General features: G+C 71.7%; 25 protein-coding genes and 1 pseudogene. 18 read left to right on the top strand and 8 right to left on the bottom strand.

All coding sequences use genetic code 11. From position 1 onward, the window contains the following. Positions 1–31: 31 nt before the first annotated feature. From IE294_RS07605 to IE294_RS07595, 3 genes are read right to left on the bottom strand one after another with little or no spacing between them, the layout of a single operon-like run. Positions 32–802 carry an ABC transporter permease gene (locus IE294_RS07605; RefSeq protein ID WP_189883676.1) on the bottom strand — a complete coding sequence of 257 codons (771 nt, stop codon included), beginning with the start codon at positions 800–802 and terminating at the stop codon, positions 32–34. Continuing rightward, positions 799–1722, bottom strand: coding sequence for an ABC transporter ATP-binding protein (locus IE294_RS07600; protein ID WP_189883674.1), 924 nt, complete (start codon positions 1720–1722; stop codon positions 799–801). Before IE294_RS07600 ends, IE294_RS07605 begins: the two co-directional genes overlap by 4 nt. Before the next feature lie 31 nt (positions 1723–1753). Next, the gene (locus tag IE294_RS07595; protein WP_189883672.1) at positions 1754–2569 is read right to left on the bottom strand and encodes an AAC(3) family N-acetyltransferase; all 816 of its coding nucleotides are present in this window, start codon (positions 2567–2569) and stop codon (positions 1754–1756) included. Positions 2570–2752: 183 nt separating this feature from the next. Between IE294_RS07595 and IE294_RS07590 the strand changes: the two genes are divergently transcribed. From IE294_RS07590 to IE294_RS07555, 8 genes are read left to right on the top strand one after another with little or no spacing between them, the layout of a single operon-like run. Beyond that, positions 2753–3487 (top strand): helix-turn-helix transcriptional regulator, encoded by a 735-nt coding sequence (locus IE294_RS07590; RefSeq protein ID WP_189883670.1) that lies wholly within the window; start codon positions 2753–2755, stop codon positions 3485–3487. After that, positions 3484–4905 carry a Fe-S cluster assembly protein SufB gene (gene sufB / locus IE294_RS07585; RefSeq protein ID WP_189883668.1) on the top strand — a complete coding sequence of 474 codons (1422 nt, stop codon included), beginning with the start codon at positions 3484–3486 and terminating at the stop codon, positions 4903–4905. Before IE294_RS07590 ends, sufB begins: the two co-directional genes overlap by 4 nt. 58 nt (positions 4906–4963) lie before the next feature. After that, positions 4964–6148, top strand: a complete 1185-nt coding sequence (sufD, locus tag IE294_RS07580) for a Fe-S cluster assembly protein SufD (RefSeq protein ID WP_189883666.1) — start codon at positions 4964–4966, stop codon at positions 6146–6148. Beyond that, positions 6145–6465, top strand: coding sequence for a non-heme iron oxygenase ferredoxin subunit (locus tag IE294_RS07575; protein ID WP_014671978.1), 321 nt, complete (start codon positions 6145–6147; stop codon positions 6463–6465). The genes sufD and IE294_RS07575 overlap by 4 nt, the downstream gene beginning before the upstream one ends. Before the next feature lie 7 nt (positions 6466–6472). Continuing rightward, positions 6473–7237 (top strand): Fe-S cluster assembly ATPase SufC, encoded by a 765-nt coding sequence (gene sufC, locus IE294_RS07570; protein WP_189883664.1) that lies wholly within the window; start codon positions 6473–6475, stop codon positions 7235–7237. Next, entirely contained in the window at positions 7234–8490 is a 1257-nt protein-coding gene (locus tag IE294_RS07565) for a cysteine desulfurase (RefSeq protein ID WP_189883662.1), read from the top strand. Before sufC ends, IE294_RS07565 begins: the two co-directional genes overlap by 4 nt. Before the next feature lie 18 nt (positions 8491–8508). Continuing rightward, positions 8509–8976, top strand: coding sequence for a Fe-S cluster assembly sulfur transfer protein SufU (gene sufU, locus IE294_RS07560; RefSeq protein ID WP_189883660.1), 468 nt, complete (start codon positions 8509–8511; stop codon positions 8974–8976). Next, a complete protein-coding gene (locus tag IE294_RS07555) occupies positions 8973–9305 on the top strand; it encodes a metal-sulfur cluster assembly factor (RefSeq protein WP_189815483.1) in 333 nt (110 codons plus the stop codon). Before sufU ends, IE294_RS07555 begins: the two co-directional genes overlap by 4 nt. A gap of 152 nt (positions 9306–9457) precedes the next feature. Here the strand turns inward: IE294_RS07555 and IE294_RS49305 are convergent. Further along, positions 9458–9553 (bottom strand): annotated as a pseudogene (locus IE294_RS49305) (AbfB domain-containing protein); the annotation flags it as partial. A 110-nt stretch (positions 9554–9663) separates the two neighbouring features. Between IE294_RS49305 and IE294_RS07545 the strand changes: the two are divergent. The 3 genes from IE294_RS07545 to dapD all read left to right on the top strand — a co-directional run bounded on the left by IE294_RS07545 (position 9664) and on the right by dapD (position 11571). Continuing rightward, entirely contained in the window at positions 9664–9987 is a 324-nt protein-coding gene (locus tag IE294_RS07545; RefSeq protein WP_189815482.1) for a DMT family transporter, read from the top strand. Next, positions 9987–10520 (top strand): TetR/AcrR family transcriptional regulator, encoded by a 534-nt coding sequence (locus IE294_RS07540; RefSeq protein ID WP_189883658.1) that lies wholly within the window; start codon positions 9987–9989, stop codon positions 10518–10520. Before IE294_RS07545 ends, IE294_RS07540 begins: the two co-directional genes overlap by 1 nt. 64 nt (positions 10521–10584) lie before the next feature. Then, the gene (gene dapD / locus IE294_RS07535; protein WP_189883656.1) at positions 10585–11571 is read left to right on the top strand and encodes a 2,3,4,5-tetrahydropyridine-2,6-dicarboxylate N-succinyltransferase; all 987 of its coding nucleotides are present in this window, start codon (positions 10585–10587) and stop codon (positions 11569–11571) included. A 60-nt stretch (positions 11572–11631) separates the two neighbouring features. On the opposite strand, the gene dapA is transcribed toward dapD, so the two are convergent. After that, positions 11632–12531 (bottom strand): 4-hydroxy-tetrahydrodipicolinate synthase, encoded by a 900-nt coding sequence (dapA, locus tag IE294_RS07530; protein ID WP_189883654.1) that lies wholly within the window; start codon positions 12529–12531, stop codon positions 11632–11634. A 166-nt stretch (positions 12532–12697) separates the two neighbouring features. On the opposite strand from dapA, the gene IE294_RS07525 reads away from it, so the two are divergent. From IE294_RS07525 to IE294_RS07510, 4 genes are read left to right on the top strand one after another with little or no spacing between them, the layout of a single operon-like run. After that, the gene (locus tag IE294_RS07525; protein ID WP_189883652.1) at positions 12698–12847 is read left to right on the top strand and encodes a hypothetical protein; all 150 of its coding nucleotides are present in this window, start codon (positions 12698–12700) and stop codon (positions 12845–12847) included. After that, positions 12844–13539, top strand: a complete 696-nt coding sequence (locus IE294_RS07520) for a hypothetical protein (protein WP_189883650.1) — start codon at positions 12844–12846, stop codon at positions 13537–13539. Before IE294_RS07525 ends, IE294_RS07520 begins: the two co-directional genes overlap by 4 nt. 53 nt (positions 13540–13592) lie before the next feature. Next, entirely contained in the window at positions 13593–14012 is a 420-nt protein-coding gene (locus tag IE294_RS07515; protein WP_014671967.1) for a phage holin family protein, read from the top strand. Beyond that, positions 14009–14542, top strand: coding sequence for a DUF3618 domain-containing protein (locus IE294_RS07510; RefSeq protein ID WP_189883648.1), 534 nt, complete (start codon positions 14009–14011; stop codon positions 14540–14542). Before IE294_RS07515 ends, IE294_RS07510 begins: the two co-directional genes overlap by 4 nt. Positions 14543–14656: 114 nt before the next feature. Here IE294_RS07510 and IE294_RS07505 read toward each other — a convergent pair whose 3' ends face one another. After that, positions 14657–16483: a DUF8508 domain-containing protein gene (locus tag IE294_RS07505; RefSeq protein ID WP_189883646.1), complete on the bottom strand. Its 1827-nt coding sequence runs from the start codon at positions 16481–16483 to the stop codon at positions 14657–14659. Between the two features lie 265 nt (positions 16484–16748). Between IE294_RS07505 and IE294_RS07500 the strand changes: the two genes are divergently transcribed. Then, positions 16749–18176, top strand: a complete 1428-nt coding sequence (locus tag IE294_RS07500; protein ID WP_189883644.1) for a hypothetical protein — start codon at positions 16749–16751, stop codon at positions 18174–18176. Positions 18177–18364: 188 nt separating this feature from the next. Beyond that, the gene (locus IE294_RS07495; RefSeq protein ID WP_189883642.1) at positions 18365–19819 is read left to right on the top strand and encodes an alkaline phosphatase PhoX; all 1455 of its coding nucleotides are present in this window, start codon (positions 18365–18367) and stop codon (positions 19817–19819) included. A gap of 177 nt (positions 19820–19996) precedes the next feature. Here IE294_RS07495 and IE294_RS07490 read toward each other — a convergent pair whose 3' ends face one another. Next, positions 19997–21469, bottom strand: coding sequence for an MFS transporter (locus IE294_RS07490; protein WP_189883640.1), 1473 nt, complete (start codon positions 21467–21469; stop codon positions 19997–19999). A 149-nt stretch (positions 21470–21618) separates the two neighbouring features. On the opposite strand from IE294_RS07490, the gene IE294_RS07485 reads away from it, so the two are divergent. After that, on the top strand, positions 21619–22191 hold the full coding sequence (locus IE294_RS07485) for a TetR/AcrR family transcriptional regulator (RefSeq protein WP_189883638.1): 573 nt from the start codon (positions 21619–21621) through the stop codon (positions 22189–22191). 91 nt (positions 22192–22282) lie between these two features. On the opposite strand, the gene IE294_RS07480 is transcribed toward IE294_RS07485, so the two are convergent. After that, positions 22283–23479: a TerD family protein gene (locus IE294_RS07480; protein WP_189883636.1), complete on the bottom strand. Its 1197-nt coding sequence runs from the start codon at positions 23477–23479 to the stop codon at positions 22283–22285. Positions 23480–23497 lie beyond the last annotated feature (18 nt).

Genomic DNA, 23497 nt, shown 5'->3' with positions numbered 1-23497 from the left:
CGAGGGTCCGCCCCGACGCGTGCGGCATCTGTCACTCCCAGCGGAAGAACTTCCCGGCCGCGGCGAGGCCGGCCACCGCCCAGACGGCGAGAATCCCCAGGTCGCCCCAGGGCATGCCGGCGCCGTGCTGGAGCACGTCCCGCAGGCCGTCCGACAGGGCGGAGATCGGCAGCAGGCCGAGGACCTGTTCACCCGTCGAGCCGAACTTCTCCAGCGGCACGATGACCCCGCCGCCGACGAGCAGCAGCAGGAAGACCAGGTTCGCGGCGGCCAGCGTCGCCTCCGCCTTCAGCGTGCCCGCCATCAGCAGGCCGAGCCCGGAGAAGGCGGCGGTGCCGACGACGAGCAGCAGCAGGACGGCGGCGGCGTCGCCGTGCGGGGACCAGCCCAGCGCGAAGGCGATGACGGTCAGCAGGACGACCTGGAGGACCTCCGTGACCAGCACGGACGCCGTCTTCGCGGTCATCAGGGCCCAGCGGGGCAGCGGCGAGGAGGCGAGCCGTTTCAGCACGCCGTAGCGGCGCTCGAAGCCGGTGGCGATGGCCTGGCCGGTGAACGCCGTCGACATCACGGCCAGGGCCAGGACGCCGGGGGTGAGGAAGTCGACCGCCTCGCCCTTGCCGGTGTCCACGATGTCGACCGAGCTGAAGAGCACCAGCAGCAGGGTCGGGATGACGACCGTCAGCAGCAGCTGCTCGCCGTTGCGCAGCAGCATCCTCGTCTCCAGCGCCGCCTGCGCCGCGATCATGCGGGGGAGCGGGGCGGCTCCGGGCTTCGGGGTGTACGTACCCGCCGTGGTCATGAGCGCAGCTCCTTGCCGGTCAGCTCAAGAAAGACGTCCTCCAGCGTGTGCCGCTCCACCGAGATCCGGTCGGGCATCACCCCGTGCTGGGCGCACCAGGACGTCACCGTGGCCAGCAGCTGGGGGTCGACCTTGCCGACGACCCGGTAGGAGCCGGGGGTCAGCTCGGCGGCCGTGCAGTCGGCCGGCAGCGCCTTGAGCAGGGAGCCGACGTCGAGGCCGGGCCGGCCGGTGAAGCGCAGGGTGTTCTCGGCGCCGCCCTTGCACAGCTCCTCCGGGGAGCCCTGGGCGACGACCCGGCCGCCGTCGATGATCGCGACGTCGTCGGCGAGCTGCTCGGCCTCGTCCATGTGGTGCGTGGTGAGGATCACCGAGACGCCGTCGGCGCGCAGGTCCCTCACCAGGTCCCAGGTGGCCCGGCGGGCCTGTGGGTCGAGCCCGGCGGTCGGCTCGTCCAGGAACACCAGCTCCGGGCGGCCCACGACGGCCATGGCGAGCGCGAGCCGCTGCTGCTGGCCGCCGGAGAGCCGGCGGTAGCCGGTCCGGCCGCAGGAACCGAGGCCGAGGCGTTCGACGAGGGCGTCGACGTCCAGCGGGTGGGCGTGCAGCTTCGCCATGTGGCGCAGCATCTCCTCCGCCCGGGCACCGGAGTACACGCCTCCGGACTGGAGCATCACGCCGATGCGGGGACGCAGCTCGGCGGACTGCCGTACCGGGTCGAGGCCCAGGACGCGCACCGTGCCGGAATCCGGCTTCCGGTACCCCTCGCAGGTCTCGACCGTGGTCGTCTTCCCCGCCCCGTTGGGGCCGAGTACGGCGGTCACGCCCGGCTGGGCCACCAGGTCGAGGCCGTCCACCGCGGTCTTCGTGCCGTACCGCTTCACCAAGGCCTGGACCTGGACCACCGGCTCACTTCGCATGGGTCCAGAGTCTAGGTACGCCGTCCGGTGCTCAGGCGCGGGGGTGGCCGAAGTCCTCCGCACGGGGCCGGTGCAGCGGAAGCCACCGTTCGGCGTAGGCCACGGCGTCCGCCACCGGGAACAGCCGGACGTCCGCCGCACCCACCCTTCCCCGGACGACCGGCCGGTCCCGCTCGAAGTCGTGCCCCAGCTCGTCGAACCGGTCGGAGGTGATCGAGACCTCGGTCACCGTCTCCCAGCCGCCGCCGGGAGCCGGCCGGCCGACCCGCACGCGGGGCGCGGATATCCGGTACTCGGCGAGGTGGAAGGCGGTGCAGGAGTCGTAGCCCGCGCCCAGCAGCAGGACCCGGGCGCCCAGCTCCTCCAGCCGGGCGAGGGGGCTGTGCTCGCCGAGCCGGCAGTCGGGGGCGTGGCCGTCGGTGATCTCCCGCGCGCGGGGGCCGACAGCGGCGAAGGAGGTCTGCGGGTGGGCGCTGCGCCGGGCGCCCGGCCAGGTGCGCACGGTCTCCGGGACGACGCCGACCCCGAGGGAGGGGGTGATCAGCGGGTCGTACGGCGGCATGGTGGCGCGGATGCGGTCCCACCACTCCTCGGGAACGGGAGGGTTCGCCCAGACGGCCGGATCGGAGTGGCCGCCCGTCTGGGTGGGGACGACGAGCGTGCCCGACGGGCCGAGCGCGTCCAGGAGCCCTTGGACGACGGCGACCGCGCCTCCGTTGACCCAGCCGAGGGAGCTGAGCGAGGAGTGCACCAGAAGGGTCTCACCGGTCTCGACGCCGAGCGGTCCCAGCTGTGCGGCGATGTCGTCCCGGGTGACAAGAGGGCCGGTCGGAGGGGGTGTGGGCATGGTCCGGGAGTCTCCCGGACGGGCGCGCGGGGCGCCACCGAATTGCCCCTGCCGGTGAGCGGGGCGATCGACCGGATGATCGTTTCCGCAGGTCAGATTAGGTATGCCTAAGTGACGCAGGGCACCGTCGGGTGATCCGGACGCCGCTTGTCAGGCTCCGCGGAATTACGCAACAATGGCGTTGTGAAAAACGTCGGCGAGGCTCGGGCGACCCCCACGGGGGTCCCTCAGGAGGAGCTAGCGACCGGTGAGCGCTCGACGCGCAACCGGGTCGCGCGCTCCATCCTGGACCACGGGCCGTCGACCGTCGCCGAACTCGCCGGCCGGCTGGGACTGACCCAGGCGGCCGTCCGGCGTCACCTGGACGCGCTGGTCGCCGACGACGTCGTCGAGGCCCGCGAGCAGCGGGTGTACGGCACGCGCACGCGCGGGCGCCCCGCGAAGGTCTTCGCGCTGACCGACTGCGGCCGGGACGCCTTCGACCAGTCGTACGACAAGCTCGCCGTGGACGCGCTGCGCTGGATCGCCGAGCAGGGGGGCGGCCCCGAGGCGGTCGCCGCCTTCGCCCGCGCCCGGATCGCCGCCCAGGCGGGCGCGTACCGCGAGGCGATCGAGTCCGTGACCCCCGAAAAACGCGCCGAAGCGCTGGCCAAGGCCCTGAGCGCCGACGGGTACGCTGCTACGGCGCGCAGCGCACCGGTCGGCGAGCAGCTCTGCCAGCACCACTGCCCGGTCGCCCACGCCGCGGAACAGTTCCCGCAGCTGTGCGAGGCGGAGACCGAGATCTTCGCCGAGCTGCTGGGCACCCACGTCCAACGACTGGCGACCATCGCGCACGGCGACGGCGTCTGCACGACGTTCATCCCCAAGATTTCCACTGACGCACCTGCAAGCACGGCCGGGAGGAACCCCGCATGACTCTCCCCACGGAGACTGCCCACCCTGAGCTGGAGGGCCTGGGCAAGTACGAATACGGCTGGGCCGACTCCGACGTGGCCGGTGCCTCCGCCAGGCGCGGCCTCAACGAGGACGTCGTCCGCGACATCTCGGGCAAGAAGTCCGAGCCGGAGTGGATGACGAAGCTGCGCCTGAAGGGCCTGAAGCTCTTCGGGAAGAAGCCGATGCCGAACTGGGGCTCCGACCTCTCGGGCATCGACTTCGACAACATCAAGTACTTCGTGCGCTCCACGGAGAAGCAGGCGGAGTCCTGGGAGGACCTGCCCGAGGACATCAAGAACACCTACGACAAGCTGGGCATCCCGGAGGCCGAGAAGCAGCGCCTGGTCGCCGGTGTCGCCGCCCAGTACGAGTCGGAGGTCGTCTACCACCAGATCCGCGAGGACCTGGAGGAGCAGGGCGTCATCTTCCTCGACACCGACACCGCGCTGAAGGAGCACCCGGAGCTCTTCAAGGAGTACTTCGGCACGGTCATCCCGGCCGGTGACAACAAGTTCGCCGCGCTGAACACCGCCGTGTGGTCCGGCGGCTCCTTCATCTACGTGCCGAAGGGCGTGCACGTCGAGATCCCGCTCCAGGCCTACTTCCGCATCAACACGGAGAACATGGGCCAGTTCGAGCGGACCTTGATCATCGTCGACGAGGGTGCCTACGTCCACTACGTCGAGGGCTGCACCGCGCCGATCTACAAGTCGGACTCGCTGCACTCCGCGGTGGTCGAGATCATCGTCAAGAAGAACGCCCGCTGCCGCTACACGACCATCCAGAACTGGTCGAACAACGTCTACAACCTGGTCACCAAGCGCGCCGTGGCCTACGAGGGCGCGACCATGGAGTGGATCGACGGCAACATCGGCTCCAAGGTGACGATGAAGTACCCGGCCGTCTACCTGATGGGCGAGCACGCCAAGGGCGAGACCCTGTCCATCGCCTTCGCGGGCGAGGGCCAGCACCAGGACGCGGGCGCCAAGATGGTCCACATGGCGCCGAACACGTCGTCCAACATCGTCTCGAAGTCGGTCGCGCGCGGTGGCGGCCGTACGTCCTACCGTGGTCTGATCGAGATCGGCGAGGGCGCCGCCGGGTCGAAGTCGAACGTGCTGTGCGACGCGCTGCTGGTCGACACCATCTCCCGGTCGGACACGTACCCGTACGTCGACGTCCGCGAGGACGACGTGTCCATGGGCCACGAGGCGACCGTCTCCAAGGTCTCCGAGGACCAGCTCTTCTACCTGATGAGCCGCGGCCTCTCCGAGGACGAGGCCATGGCGATGATCGTGCGCGGCTTCGTCGAGCCGATCGCCAAGGAACTGCCCATGGAGTACGCGCTGGAGCTCAACCGGCTGATCGAGCTGCAGATGGAGGGCGCGGTCGGTTAACCACCGGTCCGCACTCCCCGTCAAGCCCACACGCAAGAAAGCGAGCATTACGACAGCCATGGCTGAGGCCCAGAACATCCCGGTGGGTTCCACCACCGCCGGCTCGATCGCGGTCGCCGCGGAGTCGACCGTCGTCTCGCGCATGAGCGCGCCCCCGTCCTTCGACGTCGCGGACTTCCCGGTCCCGCACGGCCGTGAGGAGGAGTGGCGGTTCACCCCGCTGGAGCGCCTGCGCGGCCTGCACGACGGCACCGCCGTCGCGAACGGCGACGGCGTGAAGGTCGACGTCCAAGCCCCCGAGGGCGTCACCGTCGAGACCGTCGGCCGCGACGACGCGCGCCTCGGCAAGGCGGGCACCCCGGTGGACCGCGTCGCGGCCCAGGCGTACTCCGCCTTCGAGAAGGCCTCGGTCGTGACCGTCCCCAAGGAGACCGTCCTCACCGAGCCGATCCGCATCGCCGTGCACGGCCGGGGCGGCACCGCCTTCGGCCACCAGGTGATCGAGCTGGGCGCCTTCGCCGAGGCCGTCGTGGTCATCGACCACACCGGTGACGCGGTGCTCGCCGCCAACGTCGACTACGTCCTCGGGGACGGTGCCAAGCTGACCGTCGTCTCCGTCCAGGACTGGGACGACAAGGCCGTCCACGTCGCCCAGCACAACGCGCTGGTCGGCCGGGACGCCTCCTTGAAGTCCGTGGTCGTGACCTTCGGCGGTGACGTGGTCCGCCTGCACCCGCGCGTGGAGTACGCCGGCCCCGGCGGCGAGGCCGAGCTGTTCGGCCTGTACTTCACCGACGCCGGGCAGCACCAGGAGCACCGCCTGCTGGTCACCCACAACACCCCGCACTGCAAGTCGAACGTCGTCTACAAGGGCGCCCTCCAGGGCGACGACGCGCACGCGGTCTGGATCGGTGACGTGCTCATCGAGGCCAAGGCCGAGGGCACGGACACCTACGAGATGAACCGCAACCTGGTCCTCACGGACGGCGCGCGCGTCGACTCGGTGCCGAACCTGGAGATCGAGACCGGCGAGATCGTCGGCGCCGGGCACGCCTCCGCCACCGGCCGCTTCGACGACGAGCAGCTCTTCTACCTGATGGCCCGCGGCATCCCGGAGCACGAGGCCCGCCGCCTGGTGGTCCGCGGCTTCTTCGCCGAGCTGGTCCAGCAGATCGGTGTCGCCGACATCGAGGAGCGCCTGCTCGCCAAGATCGAGGAAGAGCTGGAGGCTTCGGTCGCATGACGTCGTTCGTACGCGCCTGTGGGCTGAGCGAGCTGGAGGAGGACACCCCGAAGCGGGTGGAACTCGACGGCACGCCGGTCTCGGTCGTGAAGACCGAGGGCGAGGTGTTCGCGATCTACGACATCTGCTCCCACGCGAACGTCTCCCTCTCCGAGGGCGAGGTGGAGGACTGCCAGATCGAGTGCTGGCTGCACGGCTCCGCCTTCGACCTGCGCACCGGCAAGCCGTCCGGCCTCCCCGCGACGCGCCCCGTCCCCGTATACCCCGTAAAGATCGAAGGGGACGACGTTCTCGTCTCCCTCACCCAGGAGTCCTGAGGCACCCATGGCAACGCTTGAAATCCGAGACCTGCACGTCACCGTCGAGGCCGACAACGCCACGAAGGAGATCCTCAAGGGCGTCGACCTCACCGTGAAGCAGGGCGAGACGCATGCCATCATGGGCCCCAACGGCTCCGGCAAGTCGACCCTCGCCTACTCCCTCGCGGGTCACCCGAAGTACACGATCACCGGCGGCACCGTCACCCTGGACGGCGAGGACGTCCTGGAGATGTCCGTCGACGAGCGCGCCCGTGCGGGCCTGTTCCTGGCGATGCAGTACCCGGTCGAGGTCCCCGGCGTCTCGGTCTCCAACTTCCTGCGCACATCCGCCACCGCCATCCGCGGCGAGGCCCCCAAGCTGCGCACCTGGGTGAAGGAGGTCAAGGAGGCCATGGAGCGCCTCAACATGGACCCGTCCTTCGCCGAGCGCAACGTCAACGAGGGCTTCTCCGGCGGTGAGAAGAAGCGCCACGAGATCCTCCAGCTGGAGCTGCTCAAGCCGAAGGTCGCGATCCTGGACGAGACCGACTCCGGCCTGGACGTCGACGCGCTGCGCATCGTCTCCGAGGGCGTCAACCGCGTCCGCGAGTCCGGCGAGGTCGGCACCCTGCTGATCACGCACTACACGCGCATCCTGCGCTACATCAAGCCCGACCACGTCCACGTGTTCGCCGGCGGCCGCATCGTCGAGTCCGGCGGCCCGGAGCTCGCGGACAAGCTGGAGAACGAGGGCTACGAGACATACGTGAAGGGTGGCGCATCCGCGTGACACAGCTGCCGGGCCTCCTCGACGTCGAGGCGATCCGCAAGGACTTCCCCGTTCTGGACCGAGTCGTCCACGACGGCAAGAAGCTCGTGTACCTGGACAACGCGGCGACCTCGCAGAAGCCGCGCCAGGTACTGGACGCCCTGAGCGAGTACTACGAGCGCTACAACGCCAACGTCCACCGCGGTGTGCATGTGCTCGCCGAGGAGGCCACGGCGCTGTACGAGGGCGCGCGCGACAAGGTCGCCGCGTTCATCAACGCGCCGAGCCGCGACGAGGTGATCTTCACCAAGAACGCCTCCGAGTCGCTGAACCTCGTGGCGAACATGCTGGGCTGGGCCGACGAGCCCTACCGGGTGGACCACGAGACCGAGATCGTCATCACGGAGATGGAGCACCACTCCAACATCGTGCCGTGGCAGCTGCTCGCGCAGCGCACGGGCGCGAAGCTGAAGTGGTTCGGCCTCACCGACGACGGCCGGCTCGACCTGTCGAACATCGACGAGATCATCACCGAGAAGACGAAGATCGTCTCCTTCGTGCTGGTGTCCAACATCCTGGGCACGGTCAACCCGGTCGAGGCGATAATCCGCCGCGCCCAGGAGGTCGGCGCGCTCGTCTGCATCGACGCCTCCCAGGCCGCCCCGCACATGCCGCTGGACGTGCAGGCGCTCCAGGCCGACTTCGTGGCCTTCACCGGCCACAAGATGTGCGGCCCGACCGGCATCGGCGTCCTCTGGGGCCGCCAGGAGCTGCTGGAGGACCTGCCTCCGTTCCTCGGCGGCGGCGAGATGATCGAGACGGTCTCGATGCACTCCTCGACGTACGCCCCCGCCCCGCACAAGTTCGAGGCGGGCACGCCCCCGATCGCCCAGGCGGTCGGCCTCGGCGCGGCGATCGACTACCTCCAGTCGATCGGCATGGACAAGATCCTCGCCCATGAGCACGCGCTGACGGAGTACGCGGTGCGGCGCCTGACGGAGGTTCCCGACCTGAGGATCATCGGCCCGACGACGGCCGAGGACCGCGGGGCGGCGATCTCCTTCACGCTCGGGGACATCCACCCGCACGACGTGGGCCAGGTCCTGGACGAGCAGGGCATCGCGGTCCGGGTCGGCCACCACTGCGCCCGTCCGGTCTGCCTCCGCTACGGAATTCCTGCGACCACGCGAGCGTCGTTCTACCTGTACTCCTCGCCGGCCGAGATCGATGCTCTGGTCGACGGCCTGGAGCACGTACGGAACTTCTTCGGCTGAGAGGCGTGAGCTGACACCGTGAAGCTGGACTCGATGTACCAGGACGTCATCCTGGACCACTACAAGAACCCGCACGGGCGTGGTCTGAGGGATGGCGACGCCGAGGTGCACCATGTGAACCCGACCTGCGGCGACGAGATCACCCTGCGCGTGAGGTACGACGGCACGAAGATCGAGGACGTCTCGTACGAGGGCCAGGGCTGCTCGATCAGCCAGGCGAGCGCCTCCGTGCTCAACGAGCTCCTCGTCGGCAAGGACCTGGCCGAGGCGCAGAAGATCCAGGAGACCTTCCTGGAGCTGATGCAGTCCAAGGGCAGGATCGAGCCCGACGACGCGATGGAGGAGGTCCTGGAGGACGCGGTCGCGTTCGCCGGTGTCTCCAAGTACCCCGCGCGGGTCAAGTGCGCCCTCCTGAGCTGGATGGCGTGGAAGGACGCGACGACCCAGGCGCTGGGCGGCGCCGACGCCGAAAGGAAGACGGCATGACCGACACCGCAGAGATGAAGCCGGTCTCGGAGGAAGAACTCCGCGAGGCCCTGATGGACGTGGTCGACCCCGAGCTGGGCATCGACGTGGTCAACCTCGGCCTGATCTACGGCATCCACGTCGACGACTCCAACGTGGCCACCATCGACATGACCTTGACCTCGGCGGCCTGCCCGCTGACGGACGTCATCGAGGACCAGGCCAAGTCCGCCACGGACGGCCTCGTCAACGAACTCCGCATCAACTGGGTCTGGATGCCGCCGTGGGGTCCCGACAAGATCACGGACGATGGCCGCGAGCAGCTGCGGGCGCTCGGGTTCAACGTCTGACACACCGCCTGTGACAGGGGCCGTGGCCATGTGCCACGGCCCCTTTCGCATGCGCAGGGGAGCCCGTCCGCCCAGCGGAACGCGGGCAGAACGGCGTCCTGCCTGAACAGGGGCGAGCCGTCGGCGGGTTCGGCGCGGAGCGGGAAGTCGCGGTGGCGGAGGCAGCCGCCGTCGGCCGTGGTGAAGGACCGACAGCGGCCGTCGGCGAGGCCCTTGACGCGGGTGAAGGTGACGGCGCGGCGGTCCACGGCCGAGCTTCACGAGCGGACGGACGTCCCGTGCCGGTGGGGCGGCCGGGGTGGCGGCCTGCCGGAGTCCTCGGGTACGGCCGTACGCGTCGTTGTGTACGCTCGTACATATGGGGTATCTGCTGCTCTCCGGTGCCATCGCCGCCGAGGTCGCCGCCACGACGGCGATGAAGTACAGCGAGGGATTCAGCCGGCTCTGGCCCTCGCTCGTGACCGCTGTGGGGTACGTCGTCTCGTTCGCGCTGCTCGCCCGGACGCTGAAGACCGTCCAGATCGGTACGGCGTACGCGATCTGGTCCGGCGTGGGCACCGCGACCATCGCCGTCCTCGGTCTGCTGCTGTTCGGCGAGGGGCTCAGCCTGACCAAGGTCGCCGGGATCGTGCTGATCATCGGCGGAGTGGTGGTGCTGAACCTGGGCGGGGCGACGCACTGATGCCGCGCCGCTACGACCCCGGGCGCCGGCAGCGGATCATCGACGCGGCGATCCGCGTGGTCGGCCGGGACGGCATCGCGGGGTTGAGCCACCGTACGGTCGCCGTCGAGGCGGACGTGCCGCTCGGCTCCACGACGTACCACTTCGCCACCCTCGAAGAGCTGCTGGTGGCCGCGCTGCGGCAGGCGAACGAGGGGTTCGGCCGGGTGCTGGCCGAGCTGTTGCCGGAGGGCGGCGGCGGCGATCTCGCCGCGGATCTCGCCCGTGCGCTCGGGGAGTGGCTGGCGGGCGAGCGCACCGGGGTGGAGCTGGAGTACGAGCTGTACCTGGCCGCGCTGCGCCGCCCCGCACTGCGTCCCGTCGCCGCCGAGTGGACCGAGCGGGGGGCAGCGCTGCTGGCCCGCCGCACCGACCCGGTCACGGCGCGGGCCCTGCTCGCGCTGATGGACGGCATCTGCCTCCAGGTGCTGCTGACGGGCGGCTCCTACGACGAGGAGTACGCGCGCGCCACGCTGGCTCGGCTGATCCCCTGAACCCGCGCCCGGCACGTGAGACGCGGTTCGCCCTCACCACCCCGCCCACGTTAGGTTTTCTCCCATGACCGAGTCTGCAACCCGTACCACCGGCGCCGTCGCCGCCGGCCTCGCCACGATCGCCTCCGACGGCACCGTTCTCGACACCTGGTTCCCGGCCCCCGAGCTGGTCGAGGAGCCGGGCCCGGCCGGCACCGAGCGGCTGACCGCCGAGCGGGCGGCCGAGCTGCTGGGCGGCGGCGCGACCGCGGCGACCGGCCCGGACGCCCGCCGGGGCGTCGAGGTGGTCGCGGTCCGCACGGTCATCGCCTCGCTGGACGAGAAGCCGGTCGACGCCCACGACGTCTACCTGCGCCTGCACCTGCTCTCGCACCGCCTGGTCAAGCCGCACGGCCAGAACCTGGACGGCATCTTCGGCCACCTCGCCAACGTCGCCTGGACCTCGCTCGGCCCGGTCGCCGTGGACGACATCGAGAAGGTGCGCCTGAACGCCCGCGCCGAGGGCCTGCACCTCCAGGTGACCTCGATCGACAAGTTCCCGCGCATGACGGACTACGTCGCCCCGAAGGGCGTGCGCATCGCCGACGCCGACCGGGTCCGCCTCGGCGCGCACCTCGCGGCGGGCACCACGGTCATGCACGAGGGCTTCGTCAACTTCAACGCCGGCACCCTCGGCACCTCCATGGTCGAGGGCCGGATCTCCGCGGGTGTCGTGGTCGGCGACGGCTCGGACATCGGCGGCGGCGCCTCCACCATGGGCACCCTGTCCGGCGGCGGCAACGTGATCATCTCCATCGGCGAGCGGTGCCTGGTCGGCGCGGAGGCGGGCGTCGGCATCGCGCTCGGCGACGAGTGCGTGGTCGAGGCCGGCCTGTACATCACCGCGGGCACCCGCATCACCATGCCCGACGGCCAGATCGTCAAGGCCCGGGAGCTGAACGGCGCCTCCAACATCCTGTTCCGCCGCAACTCGGTCACCGGCACGGTCGAGGCCCGCCCGAACAACGCGGTCTGGGGCGGCCTGAACGACATCCTGCACAGCCACAACTGACGCACCGCGTCCGACTGCTGGTCGCGCGGTTCCCCGCGTCTTCGGGGCGCACCGCGCGGATCAGCCCGCGGTGAGCGCCCGGTACGCCGTCAGCAGTCCGGCGGCCGTCTCCCGGTCGGCGGGCAGCAGGGGGGCGCGGACCGGACCCGAGGGCAGGCCGAGGCGGGTCAGGAGGGCCTTCGCGGTGACCGTGCCGGGCAGGCCCGCGCCCATCATCGCCTCGGTCAACGGGGTCACGGCCCGCTGGAGTCCGGCCGCGCGGGCGGTGTCGCCGGCGTCGAACGCGGCCAGGATCGCGGCGACCCGGTCCGGTACGGCGTTCGCGACCGTGCTCACGCACCCCGCCGCGCCGACCGCGTACAGCGGCAGTACGTGCTCGTCGCAGCCGGCGTAGTACGCCAACTCCGTGCGCCGGAGCACCTTCAGGGTGCCGAGGAAGTCGTAGGAGCAGTCCTTGACGGCCACGATCCGCGGGTGGTCCGCGAGGCGGATCATCGTGTCCGGCTCGATCCGGGTGCCCGTGCGGCCCGGGATGTCGTAGAGCATCACCGGGAGGTTGCTCGCGTCGGCGACCTGGCGGAAGTGGGCGGCCACGGCCTCCTGCGGGGGCCGGCTGTAGTACGGCGTCACCACCAGGACACCGTCGGCGCCCGCCTTCCCGGCCGCCAGCGCCAGCTCCACCGTGTGCCGGGTGTCGGACGTGCCCACGCCCGCGACCAGCGCGGCCCGGTCGCCGACCGCCTCCCGCACGGCCGCGACCAGCCGTGCCTTCTCCTCGTCGGTGGTGGTCGGCGACTCGCCGGTGGTGCCGTTGAGGACCAGGCCGTCACAGCCCCGCGCCACCAGGTGCGCGGCCAGCCGCTGGGCGCCGTCCAGGTCGAGGGCGCCCTCCTCGGTGAACGGCGTGATCATGGCGCAGAGGGTGCGGCCGAAGGGAGCGGGCCTGCGGGGACTCGTCATGGGAGTAGTCTCGGCAGCACCTTCGTGAAGCTCTACTTAATTCTCCTACGAGGTATCGGTAAGAGTTGCTAACGGCTCGCCAGTGTGGGCGGAGGCCCTATGTCCAACTCGGCACCTCATGGGTCACTATGGCCGTAGGGTCACCGACGTCTGTCATGGAGGCACCATGAAGCTCGGCAAGGCACTGGCCACCGGAGTCGCGGAGGAGCAGCCACTCGTCCGCGAGGAGAAGCCGCAGGTCCCCGAGGAGACCGTCCGCGCGGACGCGGTCGAACCGGCCGGGGCGGCCCGCGAAGAGGTCCCGGCCGCCCGATGAGGCTGCGGCTCCCGGCGGAACGCCCGACGGAGCCGCCGACCGGCTACAAGATCGCCCACCCGGTGCTGTCCCAGGACGGCACCCGGGCCGGGTTCACGGGTGTGTCGCTCGGCGGCGCACTGCCGTACGGCGTCCTGGACGATGCCTCCTGCGTCTACGGCTTCCGGCACCGCCCGCCCGCCCGCCGGTGCGACTGCGGTTTCCACTGTGTGCACGACCGGGCGGCGGCCGAGGCCCTGCTGTGCACCGCCGACCATCGCGCGGCCGTCCTGCTGGAGGTCTCCGTCCTCGGCGCCTACATCCGCTTCGAGCGCGGCTTCCGCTACGCCCGGCAGCGGGTGCGCACGGCCACGGCCGGGCCGTGTGGCTGCGGCGCCGGTGCCGTCGCGCTGGCCGACGCCGGCTGGGGCCGGCCGGGCTGGCGGGTCCTCGCACCCGTCTGCGGGGGCTGCGTGCGCGGGCGCGCGCCGGTCTCGCCCGCGGAGTTCGCCCGGCTGGCCGGGCACGGGCTCCGGGTGATCGCGACCGTCGGCGGTACGGCCCCCGCCGCCGCCGGGTTGACAGCGGACGGCGAGCCGGGCGTACCCGAACTCGTCGCCGAGGCGGCCCTGTTGCAGGCCCGTCTGGACTGGTTCCAGTCCCAACTCGCGCGGCTCGGCGAACGCGGGCCCGGCGGCACCGGGCAGGGCTAACGACCTTCGGCCCGGGTACCCGGAGGTTCCGCACTGAGAGGAGGCGGAACGCCGTGACCGTGACCTCGCACACCCGGCCCGCGGCCGACGGGCACCCCTCCACGGGCGAACTCGTCGGCCGGGCCACCGAACAGCTCTCCCGGCTGCTGCGGCAGGAGGTCGCCCTCGCCAAGGAGGAGCTGACCGAGAAAGGGCGCCGGGCCGGACGCGGCGGCGGCCTGCTGGGCGCCGCCGGCGCCGTCGGCTACGTCGGGCTGATCACCCTGGCCGGAGCGGCCACCGCCGCCCTGTCCCTGGCACTGCCCGTGTGGGCGGCGGCGCTGATCGTGGCAGCGGTGTTCTTCGCCGTCGCCGGCCTGCTGGCCGCGACCGGCCGCGCCCAGCTGCGCCGCGCCGCCCCGCCCACGCCCGAGAAGACCCTCGGCAGTGTCAGGGCGGACGTCGACGCGATCAGAGAAAGGGCACACCGATGACGCACAGGAACCCGCACGGCTCGGGCGCCAAGGGCCCCGATGAGCTGCGGCGGCAGATCGAACACACCCGGAGCCAGCTCGGCGACACCGTCGCCCAGCTGGTGGACCGGGTCGATGTGAAGGGCCGGGCCCGGGCGCGCGCCGCCGACCTGAGGGACAAGGCCGGCGCCATGACCGTCCAGCTGCGCGTCGGCGCCGCCCAGGCGGGGCACGGCGTGCAGGACCGGGCGGCCAAGGCGGGCCACCTGGTCCAGGACCGCGCCGCGCGGGCCGGCCACACCGCGCAGGAACGGATGACCAAGGCCGGGCACCTGGTGCAGGAACAGGCCGGACACGGCCGGCACGCCCTGCGGGACCGGGCGACCCACGCCGGTCACACCATGGAGCACGACGCGCGGGTGCCGCGCCCGGTGCGGTCCGCCGTGAGCGCCGCGATGCGGCACCCCCGGCCGGTACTGATCATCGGCGCGGCGGGCGCCGTCGTCGTCGGCGCGGCCGTGATCTGGCGCCGCGTCGACCGCTGCCAGTGAGCCCCCTGCCGCCGAACCGCTGCCGGTGGTGAGCCGCTGCCGGTGAGCAGCGGTCGGTGAGCACGGGACGGCGGGACGGGCCGGGCGCGAAGCCGGGCCGGTCCCGCCGTCGTGTCACGGACGGAACCGCAGCACCTGCGGGTCGTGGTCGCTGATCTGGTCGTTGAACTCCGAGTTGATGTGCACGCTGTCGTACTCGAAGTCCCCGCCGCGGCGGATCGCCGGGCTGATCAGGATCTGGTCCAGGACCTGCTGGTTGCCCTGGTAGTCATAGGTGTAACGCTCGTTCTTCGGCAGCGACTTGATCGCCGACCACAGCTCGCCGTCACCCTCCAGGATCCGCGCGGTCTCGGAGAACTCGAAGTCGTTCATGTCGCCGAGCGCGATGACGTCCGCGTTCTTCTGCGCGGACAGGATGTCCTTGACGAACGCGTTCACCTCGGTCGCCTGGGCGTGCCGCTGGATCTCCGAGCTGCGCACCGGCGGCTGGTACTGCGAGGTCAGGCCCTGGTCGCCGCCCTTGGAGTTGAGGTGGTTGGCGATCACGAAGACGGTCTTGCCGCGGAAGAGGAACTCGCCCGCGAGCGGCTTGCGGCTGTTGCTCCAGGCGGCGTTCGCCGGATCTATCCGGCCCGGGGAGACCGTCAGCTGCGCCTTGCCGTGCACCTTGGTGACGCCGACGGCAGTGGTCGGGTCGCCGCCCGCGCGGTCCACGAAGGACACCCGCTCCGGGTTGAACAGGAACACCTGGCGGATGTTGCCGCCGGGCTCGCCGCCGTCCTGGTCGTTGACCGGGTTGACCGACCGCCAGTCGTACCGCGGGCCGCCGGCGGCAACGATGGCGTCGATCAGCTTGGTCACGGTCTGGTCCGCGTCGACCGTGCCGTCGTCCTTGGCGCCGTTGTTGTCCTGGATCTCCTCCAGGGACACGATGTCCGGCGACTGGAGGTGGTGCACGATCGCGGAGGCGTGCCGGCCGAAGGTGGCGTCCGACGGGTCGAGGTTCTCGACGTTGTAGGTCGCCACCGCCAGCTCGCGGCCCGACTGCTCGCGCGTCGTCTCCCGCTCCAGGCCGGCGCTCTTCAGCGTGCCGAGCTCGCTCGCGACCAGGGTGTAGCCGCCGTACTGGTTGAAGTCCAGCGGGCCGGTGGTGGTGCCCTCCAGGGTGTCGCCGACGTTCGCCTTCGGGAAGTCGGCGGTCGAGCCCAGCGACTGGATCTGGAGCCGGCCGGTGTTCTGGGAGTCGTAGGAGCCGTACACCGTGCCGCCGCGGCGGCTGCGGTGCTCCCACGGCTTCACGGTGACCCACAGCTCGCTGTACGGGTCGGTCGCGGTGACCACGCGGACGTCGGCGACCTGGACGTTCATGCCCTCCAGGGACTCGTAGTAGTCCAGTGCGTACGCGGACGGGTCCAGGGGGAGGCCGTTGACCGAGTTGGCCGCGGCGGCGTCGCCGGCGGGCGCGTACGCGTCCGGCACCGCGTCCTCGTCGACGACGACCGGCGCGGGGACCGCGTTGCCCGTGGAGACGGTGGTGACCACCGGCTTGGTGATCTCCGTCAGCGACTGGTTGCCGGAGGAGTTGCCGCCCGGGACGTACTCGGAGACCGTGCCGGTCACCTTCACCGCGTCACCGACCGCGACCTTCGGCGTGGAGCTGGTGAAGACGAACACGCCCTCGCTGGTGGCCGGGTTGTCGTCCGGGGCCGGGTCCTGGATCCAGAAGCCCCTGGAGGAGCCGTAGGTGCGCGTGGCCGTGACGATGCCGGGCACGTCCGTCACCTTCTGCCCGGCGAACGGGGACGTCCGGGTCGTGCCCTGGATGTCGTGGACGCGCACCGAGTCGGCGTGCGCGGGGGAGGTGAGGACGACGGCGGACGCCGCGCTGCATACGGCGGCGACGGTGAGCGCGGCGAGGCGCGCGGAAGACCTGCTCGGCAAGGGATCCCTCCGGGGACGTGACGATGCGCCGGGACGAGGGTGGAACGGGAGCGTGTGGAGGTCGTAGCCCTCTGTGACGCGCGTAGAGCCGAGTGAACAGTTGTCCCCCCAACTTCTACGCGCGTCAATCTCCTGCCTGGCCCGGGAAGTTGTCAAGGTTTCGGCCATGTCCGGCTGCTTACGGTGAGATGAACCGGGCGGCATGGGTGGAAATCCGTCTAGGCTGAGCGGCTGAGCCCGTTCACGGTCCGAGGAGAACCAGCCGATGTCAGACAGCTCCCCCCTGCCGCCCGTACGGCTGCATCCCGAAGCGGAGCTGGCGCGCGCCGCGCTGTCCACGCCATTGCTCTCCCGGGCGGCCCGCCTCGCGCGCTGGGCCGGGCCCGGCACCCGTGTCGACGCCGGCGGCGGGCTGGTCGAGGAACAGGTGCCGGCCGCCGTCGAACTGCTCGGACTGACCGGTGGCGACGCCGCCGCGTACGCGAGCGAGGCCTGGCGGGTCGCCGTGGACGCCGGTCTGGTCGAGATCGTGGACGAGGAGGCCGGCACCGTCCGGGCCGGGGAGGAGCTGAAGCTGCTCACCGGCGGCTCCCCGCGCGACGTGCTCACCGTGTGGCTGGCCGCGCTGGAGACCGTCGTCGCCGACGCGACCGTCCCCGACCTGGAGGACCTGGTCGACGCCCTGGACCAGGGCGGGGAGGTCGATTTCTCGTCACTCGACTGGGACCCGGAGGCCGACGCGGAGTTCCTCGACGGCGTCCTCGGCAACCTCTACCTGCTGACCGTCAGTGAGGACGGCCCCGGCGACGGCACCGTCCCGCTGCCCGCCCTCGCCGCCTCCATGATCGTGCCCGACGGCATGGGCGAGCCCACCAACGACGTCCTGGAGCAGGTCTCCGACGCGATGATGCGGCTGGACGACCAGTTCCGGGTGCTGGAGCCGGTCGGACTCGTGGACTACCGGCCGGTGGACGAGGCGCTGATGGCCGACACCGACGAGGAACCCGCCGCGACCGTGGACGACACCGACGTCGCCCGCTACGGCATGGTCCGTCTCACTCCGCTCGGCGTGTACGGGCTGCGGTCGCGGCTGCTGGAGGCCGGGTTCGACGCGCCGGCCGTCGGTGACCTGGCCGACAAGGGAGCGGACGTCCTGCTCGACGGCACCGCCCGGTTCGGCCGGTTTGCCGCGCGGGCCGAGACCGAGCAGTGGCTGGCCCGCCGCGAACCGCTCGCGGCGGCACGGGAGTTGCTCGCGGCGGCGCGCGGCGCGGACGCCGGGGCCCCGCTGCGCAGGCTCCGCTGCCAGCAGGCGCTGTCGCTCGTCGGCGCCGAGGCCGAACCCGCGCTGCGCGAGGTGCTGGACGACCCCGAGCTGGGCGGGCTCGCCCGGGTGTGGCTGAGCGAGCGGGGCGCCGCCGGGGTGCCGGCACCGTCCGAGGACATGGTGTTCTGGCTGACCGTCGACACGCTGGCCGCACAGCTGGCGGCCGAGGGCAACTCCGAGGAGCTCCAGGCCCTCGTGGAGGGGCTGGCCGCCCAGCACAGCGGGTTCTTCGCGGCGGCCTGGCGGGTGGAGCACCCCGCCACCGCCGAGGTCCTGGACGCGATGGGACGGCTGCACCCGGACAAGAAGGTGGCCAAGCAGGCACGGAAGGCGGCGTTCAAGGCGCGCTCCCAGCAGGGGAGTTGAGGGCCCGGCCGGTCGCGGCCCGGCCCGTGCCCTTTTGCTGGCGATGGGGTAGTGCGTACGGATTCTTGAACAAGGACCGGTGAAGTAGCCCGGCGTTCAACTCGCGTTCACAAGTGGGCGGGAGCGTGTGCGCCGAACCGAGGCCCCCCACCCTCCACGGCACTACCACCGTCGTCACAGGAGACACCATGTCGCTCACCCGCAGGGACTTCGCCAGAGCATCCGCGATCACCGGTGCCGGGGTCGCCCTGGCGGGCAGCGTCGGCGCCCTCGCCACCGCGCCGAACGCCCTCGCCGCCACGGACACCGAGAGCGCCGAGGCCGAGTCCGCGCACGGGGGCCACCACCGCGGCGTCGGCTACGGCCCGCTGATCGCCGACCCCAAGGGCATCCTCGCCCTGCCCGCCGGCTTCTCGTACAAGATCGTCACGTACAGCGGCAGGACCAAGCTGGAGTCCGGCGAGTTCACCCCGTCCAACCACGACGGCACGGCCACCTTCGAGGGCCCCCGCGGCACCACCCTGCTCGTCAACAACCACGAGCTGGCCGGTGCCCGCGCCCAGTGGCCGTACCCGGTGCCGCTCACCGAGGGCCTGGTCTACGACCCGGCGGCGGCCGGTGGCTGCACCGTCGTCGAGGTCCGCCGCGGCGGCGAGGTCGCCGAGTGGGTGGGCATCGCCGGCACCGCCACCAACTGCGCCGGCGGCAGCACCCCCTGGGGCACCTGGCTGACCTGCGAGGAGACCGAGGACAAGGCCGGAAAGAACGGCTTCACCAAGGACCACGGCTACGTCTTCGAGGTCGACCCGGAGGACCGCCGGGCCAACCGTGACCCCAAGCCGATCAAGGCGCTGGGCCGCTACGCCCACGAGGCCGTCGTGGTCGACCCCAAGCGCGGCCACGTCTACCTCACTGAGGACGCCTCCGGCCCCAACGGCCTGTTCTACCGCTGGACCCCGCCGGAGGGCTTCCGCCACGGCCGCGGCAAGCTGCGCACCCTCGCCGACGACGCGGGCGTGCTCCAGGCGTTCAAGTGCTTCGACTCCGGCGGCAAGTTCGTGGACGACCTGTCCCGCGCCACCAGGATCGGCACCGTGTACGGCGTCGACTGGGTGGACGTCCCCGACCGTGACGCCAAGACCGTCTCGGTGCGCAAGCAGTTCACCGACGGCCAGGTCACCCGCGCCCGCAAGCTGGAGGGCATGTGGTGGGGCGACGGCGGCGTCTACGTCGTCTCCTCCTACGCCCGCCAGGAGAGCCCGGTCCAGCACGACGGCCAGGTCTGGTTCTACGACCCCAAGCGCCGCACGCTGACGCTGAAGGTGCTGCTCGGCGTGAACCCGGACCCGGCGAAGGACGGCGCCTTCGACGGCCCCGACAACATCACCGTCTCCCCGTACGGCGGCCTGGTCATCGCCGAGGACGGCGAGGGCGTCCAGCACCTGTTCGGCGCCACCGACAGCGGCCGGACCTACCCGATCGCCCGCAACGAGCTCAACATCGGCACCGCCGAGGCGCCGGAGTACAGCGAGTTCACCGGCGTCACCTTCTCGCCCGACGGCAAGACCCTCTTCGCCAACATCCAGACGCCCGGCATCATGCTCGCCATCACCGGCCCCTGGAAGCGCCAGAAGAGCGACTGAGCCCTGCTCGGTGACTGACGCGCCGGCTCGTTCCCGCGGTTCCCTTCGCGAGTGATCCTCGTACGGGTGGCCGTGGGAACGAGCCATGCGTCTTCGGGCAGCGGAAGGGAGCGGAAGGCAGCAGAAGGCGGCGGAAGGCGGCGAAACGTCAGACGCCTCCCGGCGCGGGAGCCGCGGTCACCTCACCGGCTCGCGTCGGCCGGTCAGGACCGTCGCCGCCAGCAGCAGACCGGCCAGGGTGATCAGGGCACCGGCGGCGAAGGCCTGGGCGGCGCCGTGGGTGAGGACGGCGCCGGGGGAGCCGGTGGTGTGCCGGGTGGCCGTGCCGTACACCGTGACCAGGACCGACAGGCCGACCGTGCCGCCCAGCCACTGCGAGGTCTGGAGCAGTCCGGAGGCCGCGCCCGCGTCCCTCGGGGTGACGGCGGACAGGATCGTCGCGTTGAGCGGCATGAAACTCAGGCCGAGACCCAGGCCCACCAGGAGCAGCGGCCCGAGCAGCCCGGCCGCGTAGCCGTCCCCGGGCTCCAGCCGGGCCAGCCAGCCGGTGCCGAGCGCGGCCAGGGACATGCCGGTCAGCAGTACCGGCTTGGTGCCGAACCGGGCCAGCAGCCGGGGCACCAGCCGCACGGTCGTGAACATCACCAGGGTCATCGGCAGGAACGCGAAGCCCGCGCGCAACGGGCTGTAGCCCAGCACCTGCTGGCCGAACAGGGTGAGGAAGTAGAAGGCGCCGAACATCCCCGCGGGCAGCAGCAGGATGCTCGCGTACCCGCCGGCCCGGTCGCGGTCGGCGAACAGCCGCAGCGGCAGCACCGGTTGGTCCGCGCGGGACTCCACCAGCAGGAAGCAGGCGAGCAGGACGGCCGCCGCGGCGAAGCCGAGCAGCGCGCGGGTGTCGCCCCAGCCGCCCTCCGAGACCCGGATGAACGCGTACACCAGCGAGGTCGTGCCGGCCGTCCCGGTCAGCGCGCCCAGCAGGTCGAACCGGCCCGTGTGGCGCGGGGTCTCGGGGGCGAAGCGGGGCAGGGCGAGGGCCAGGGCGAGGCCGATGGGGACGTTGACGAGCAGTGCCCAGCGCCACGAGGCCCATGAGGTGAGCAGGCCGCCGAGGACCAGGCCGACGGAGCCGCCGACGCCGGCCATGGAGGAGTAGACGCTCAGCGCGCGGTGCCGGCGCGGGCCCTCGGGGAAGCTGGTGGTGATCAGGGCCAGGGTGCTCGGGGCGATCAGGGCGGCGCCCAGACCCTGTAGGGCGCGGGCGACGAGCAGTTGGCCGCCGTCGGCGGCGAGGCCGCCGAGCAGGGAGGACAGGGCGAACAGCAGGACGCCCGCGGTCAGGGTGCGGCGGCGGCCGAGGAGGTCGCCGACGCGTCCGCCGAGCAGCAGCAGGCCGCCGAAGGCGAGGGTGTAGGCGTTGAGGACCCAGGACAGGCCGGTGCGGCTGAAGTGCAGGCCGCGCTGGATGTCCGGCAGCGCCACGTTGACGACGGTGGAGTCGACGCCGACCATCAGGTAGGCGGTGACGATGACGAGGAGCGTGGTGCCGAGCCGCGCCGGTGGCGCGGCCCTGGCGGAGGGTTCGGTGGTCGGCGAGGCCGACGGCGTGGAGGGTGCCGACGGGGCGGGCGGGGTGGACGGGGTGGACATGACGGTCTCCCGGTCTGGGCGTCCCCGGGCACGCGGATGTCCGGGCAGGGGTGAGCTGCCCACGGAGCACTACGCGGTAAACGGGGACTGTCTCCGTTTAGTGCTCGATAAGATACGGAGAGGGTCCCCGGTTTGCAAGGAGTGAGTGGATGACGCAGGGCAGGCCCATGCGCGCGGATGCTCGGCGCAACTACGAGCGGCTGCTGAAGGTGGCGGCCGAGGCCTTCGCCGAGCATGGGGAGAACGCGTCACTCGATGACATCGCCAAGCGGGCGGGCGTCGGCTCGGGCACGCTCTACCGGCACTTCCCGACCCGGCAGGCGCTGCTGGAGGCGGCGTACGTCGACCGGATCGAGGCGCTCGGGGCGCGCGCCGGCGAACTGGCGGAGGAACGGCCGCCGGGCGAGGCGCTCATGGAGTGGCTGTACGAGCTGGCGGTCCGCACCCTTCAGGTGCGGGGGATGAAGGCCCTGCTCAGCTCGGCGGTGACGGAGCCCGGCAGCGCGGCGGCGCTGACGGCGTGCGGGACCGTGGTGAAGGGGGCGACGACCCGGCTGGTGGAGGCGGCACAGGCGGCGGGCGCGCTGCGGCGGGACGTGGAGCCGATCGAGGTGCTGCGCCTGGCCCACGGAGTGGCTTCGGCGGCGGAACTGGCGGGGGTGGGGGAGCGGGAGATCCGGCGGTACCTGGGGTTGCTGACGGAGGGGCTGCGGGCCGGCTGAGCCGGTGGTCCCGGGCACGGCTCAGCCGCGGCCGGGGGACTGCCGTCCGGACGGCGGCGAGTCCCCGGCCGCGGCTGCGGCCCCTACCGGACTACAGGGCCCGGGCGCCCGGCTCCACCATGTTCCGTACGGTGCGGGCCTTCACGAACTCGCCCATCGCCGTCATGTCCCACTCGCCGGAGAACTGGCGGATGAGCTTGGCCATCATGACGCCGGTCCGGGGCTCCGCGCCGGTGAGGTCGAAACGGACGAGCTCCTCGCCCGAGAAGGCGTCGACCAGACGGCAGTACGCCTTGGCGACCTCCGTGAACTTCTGGCCGGAGAAGGAGTTGACGGTGAAGACCAGCCCGGTGACCTCCTGGGGCAGCCGGCCCAGGTCGACCGTGATGACCTCGTCGTCGCCCCCGCCCTCGCCGGTCAGGTTGTCCCCGGAGTGCCGGATCGCGCCGTTCAGGATCGTCAGCTTGCCGAAGTAGCAGCTGTCGATGTGGTTGCGCTGCGGGCCGTAGGCGATGACCGAGGCGTCCAGGTCGATGTCCTTGCCGCGGAACGCCGGCTCCCAGCCGAGGCCCATCCGCACCTGGGAGAGCAGCGGCCGGCCGCCCTTGATGAGGGACACGGTCTGGTTCTTCTGGAGGCTGACCCGGCCCTTGTCCAGATTGATCTTCCCGGCGCCCGGCGCGGGAGCGGGCGGAGGTGCCACCGGCTGCGGCGGGGCGGCGGGGGCGACGGCCGGCTGCGGCGGAGCCACGGGGGCGGCGGCCGGCTGCGGCGGGGCGGCCGTAGCCGCGGCCGGCTCCTCCACCGTCACGCCGAAGTCGGTCGCGATGCCCGCGAGCCCGTTGGCGTACCCCTGTCCGACGGCCCGCGCCTTCCACTGGCCGCCCCGGCGGTAGATCTCCACGACCACCAGCGCGGTCTCGCTGCCGAGCTGCGGCGGGGTGAACGTCGCCAGCACGGCGCCGCCGTCGGCGTCCCGGATCGTGGCCGTCGGCTCGATGCCCTGGAAGGTCTGGCCGGCCGCGTCCGGGCTGGCCGTGACGACGATCTTCTCGATCTCCGGCGGTACGGCGGCCGTGTCGACCGCGACCGCGTCCGGCGCCGTACCGCCGCCCGACCGGTACGTCACACCGGGCCCGGTGGGCTGGTTGTAGAAGATGAAGTCGTCGTCGGAGCGCACCTTGCCGTCACCGGTGAGCAGCAGGCCCGACACGTCGAGCCGCACCGGAGCGGATACGTCCACCGTCACGCGCGCGACCGGGAGGGGGATGTTCGAGCCAGGGGTCATAGCTGTCATGCCGGGAGA

The organism is Streptomyces canarius, from assembly GCF_014650735.1.
In the GTDB taxonomy this organism is placed as follows: Bacteria; Actinomycetota; Actinomycetes; order Streptomycetales; family Streptomycetaceae; genus Streptomyces; species Streptomyces olivaceoviridis.
This window is presented reverse-complemented; position numbering and strand designations above follow the sequence as displayed.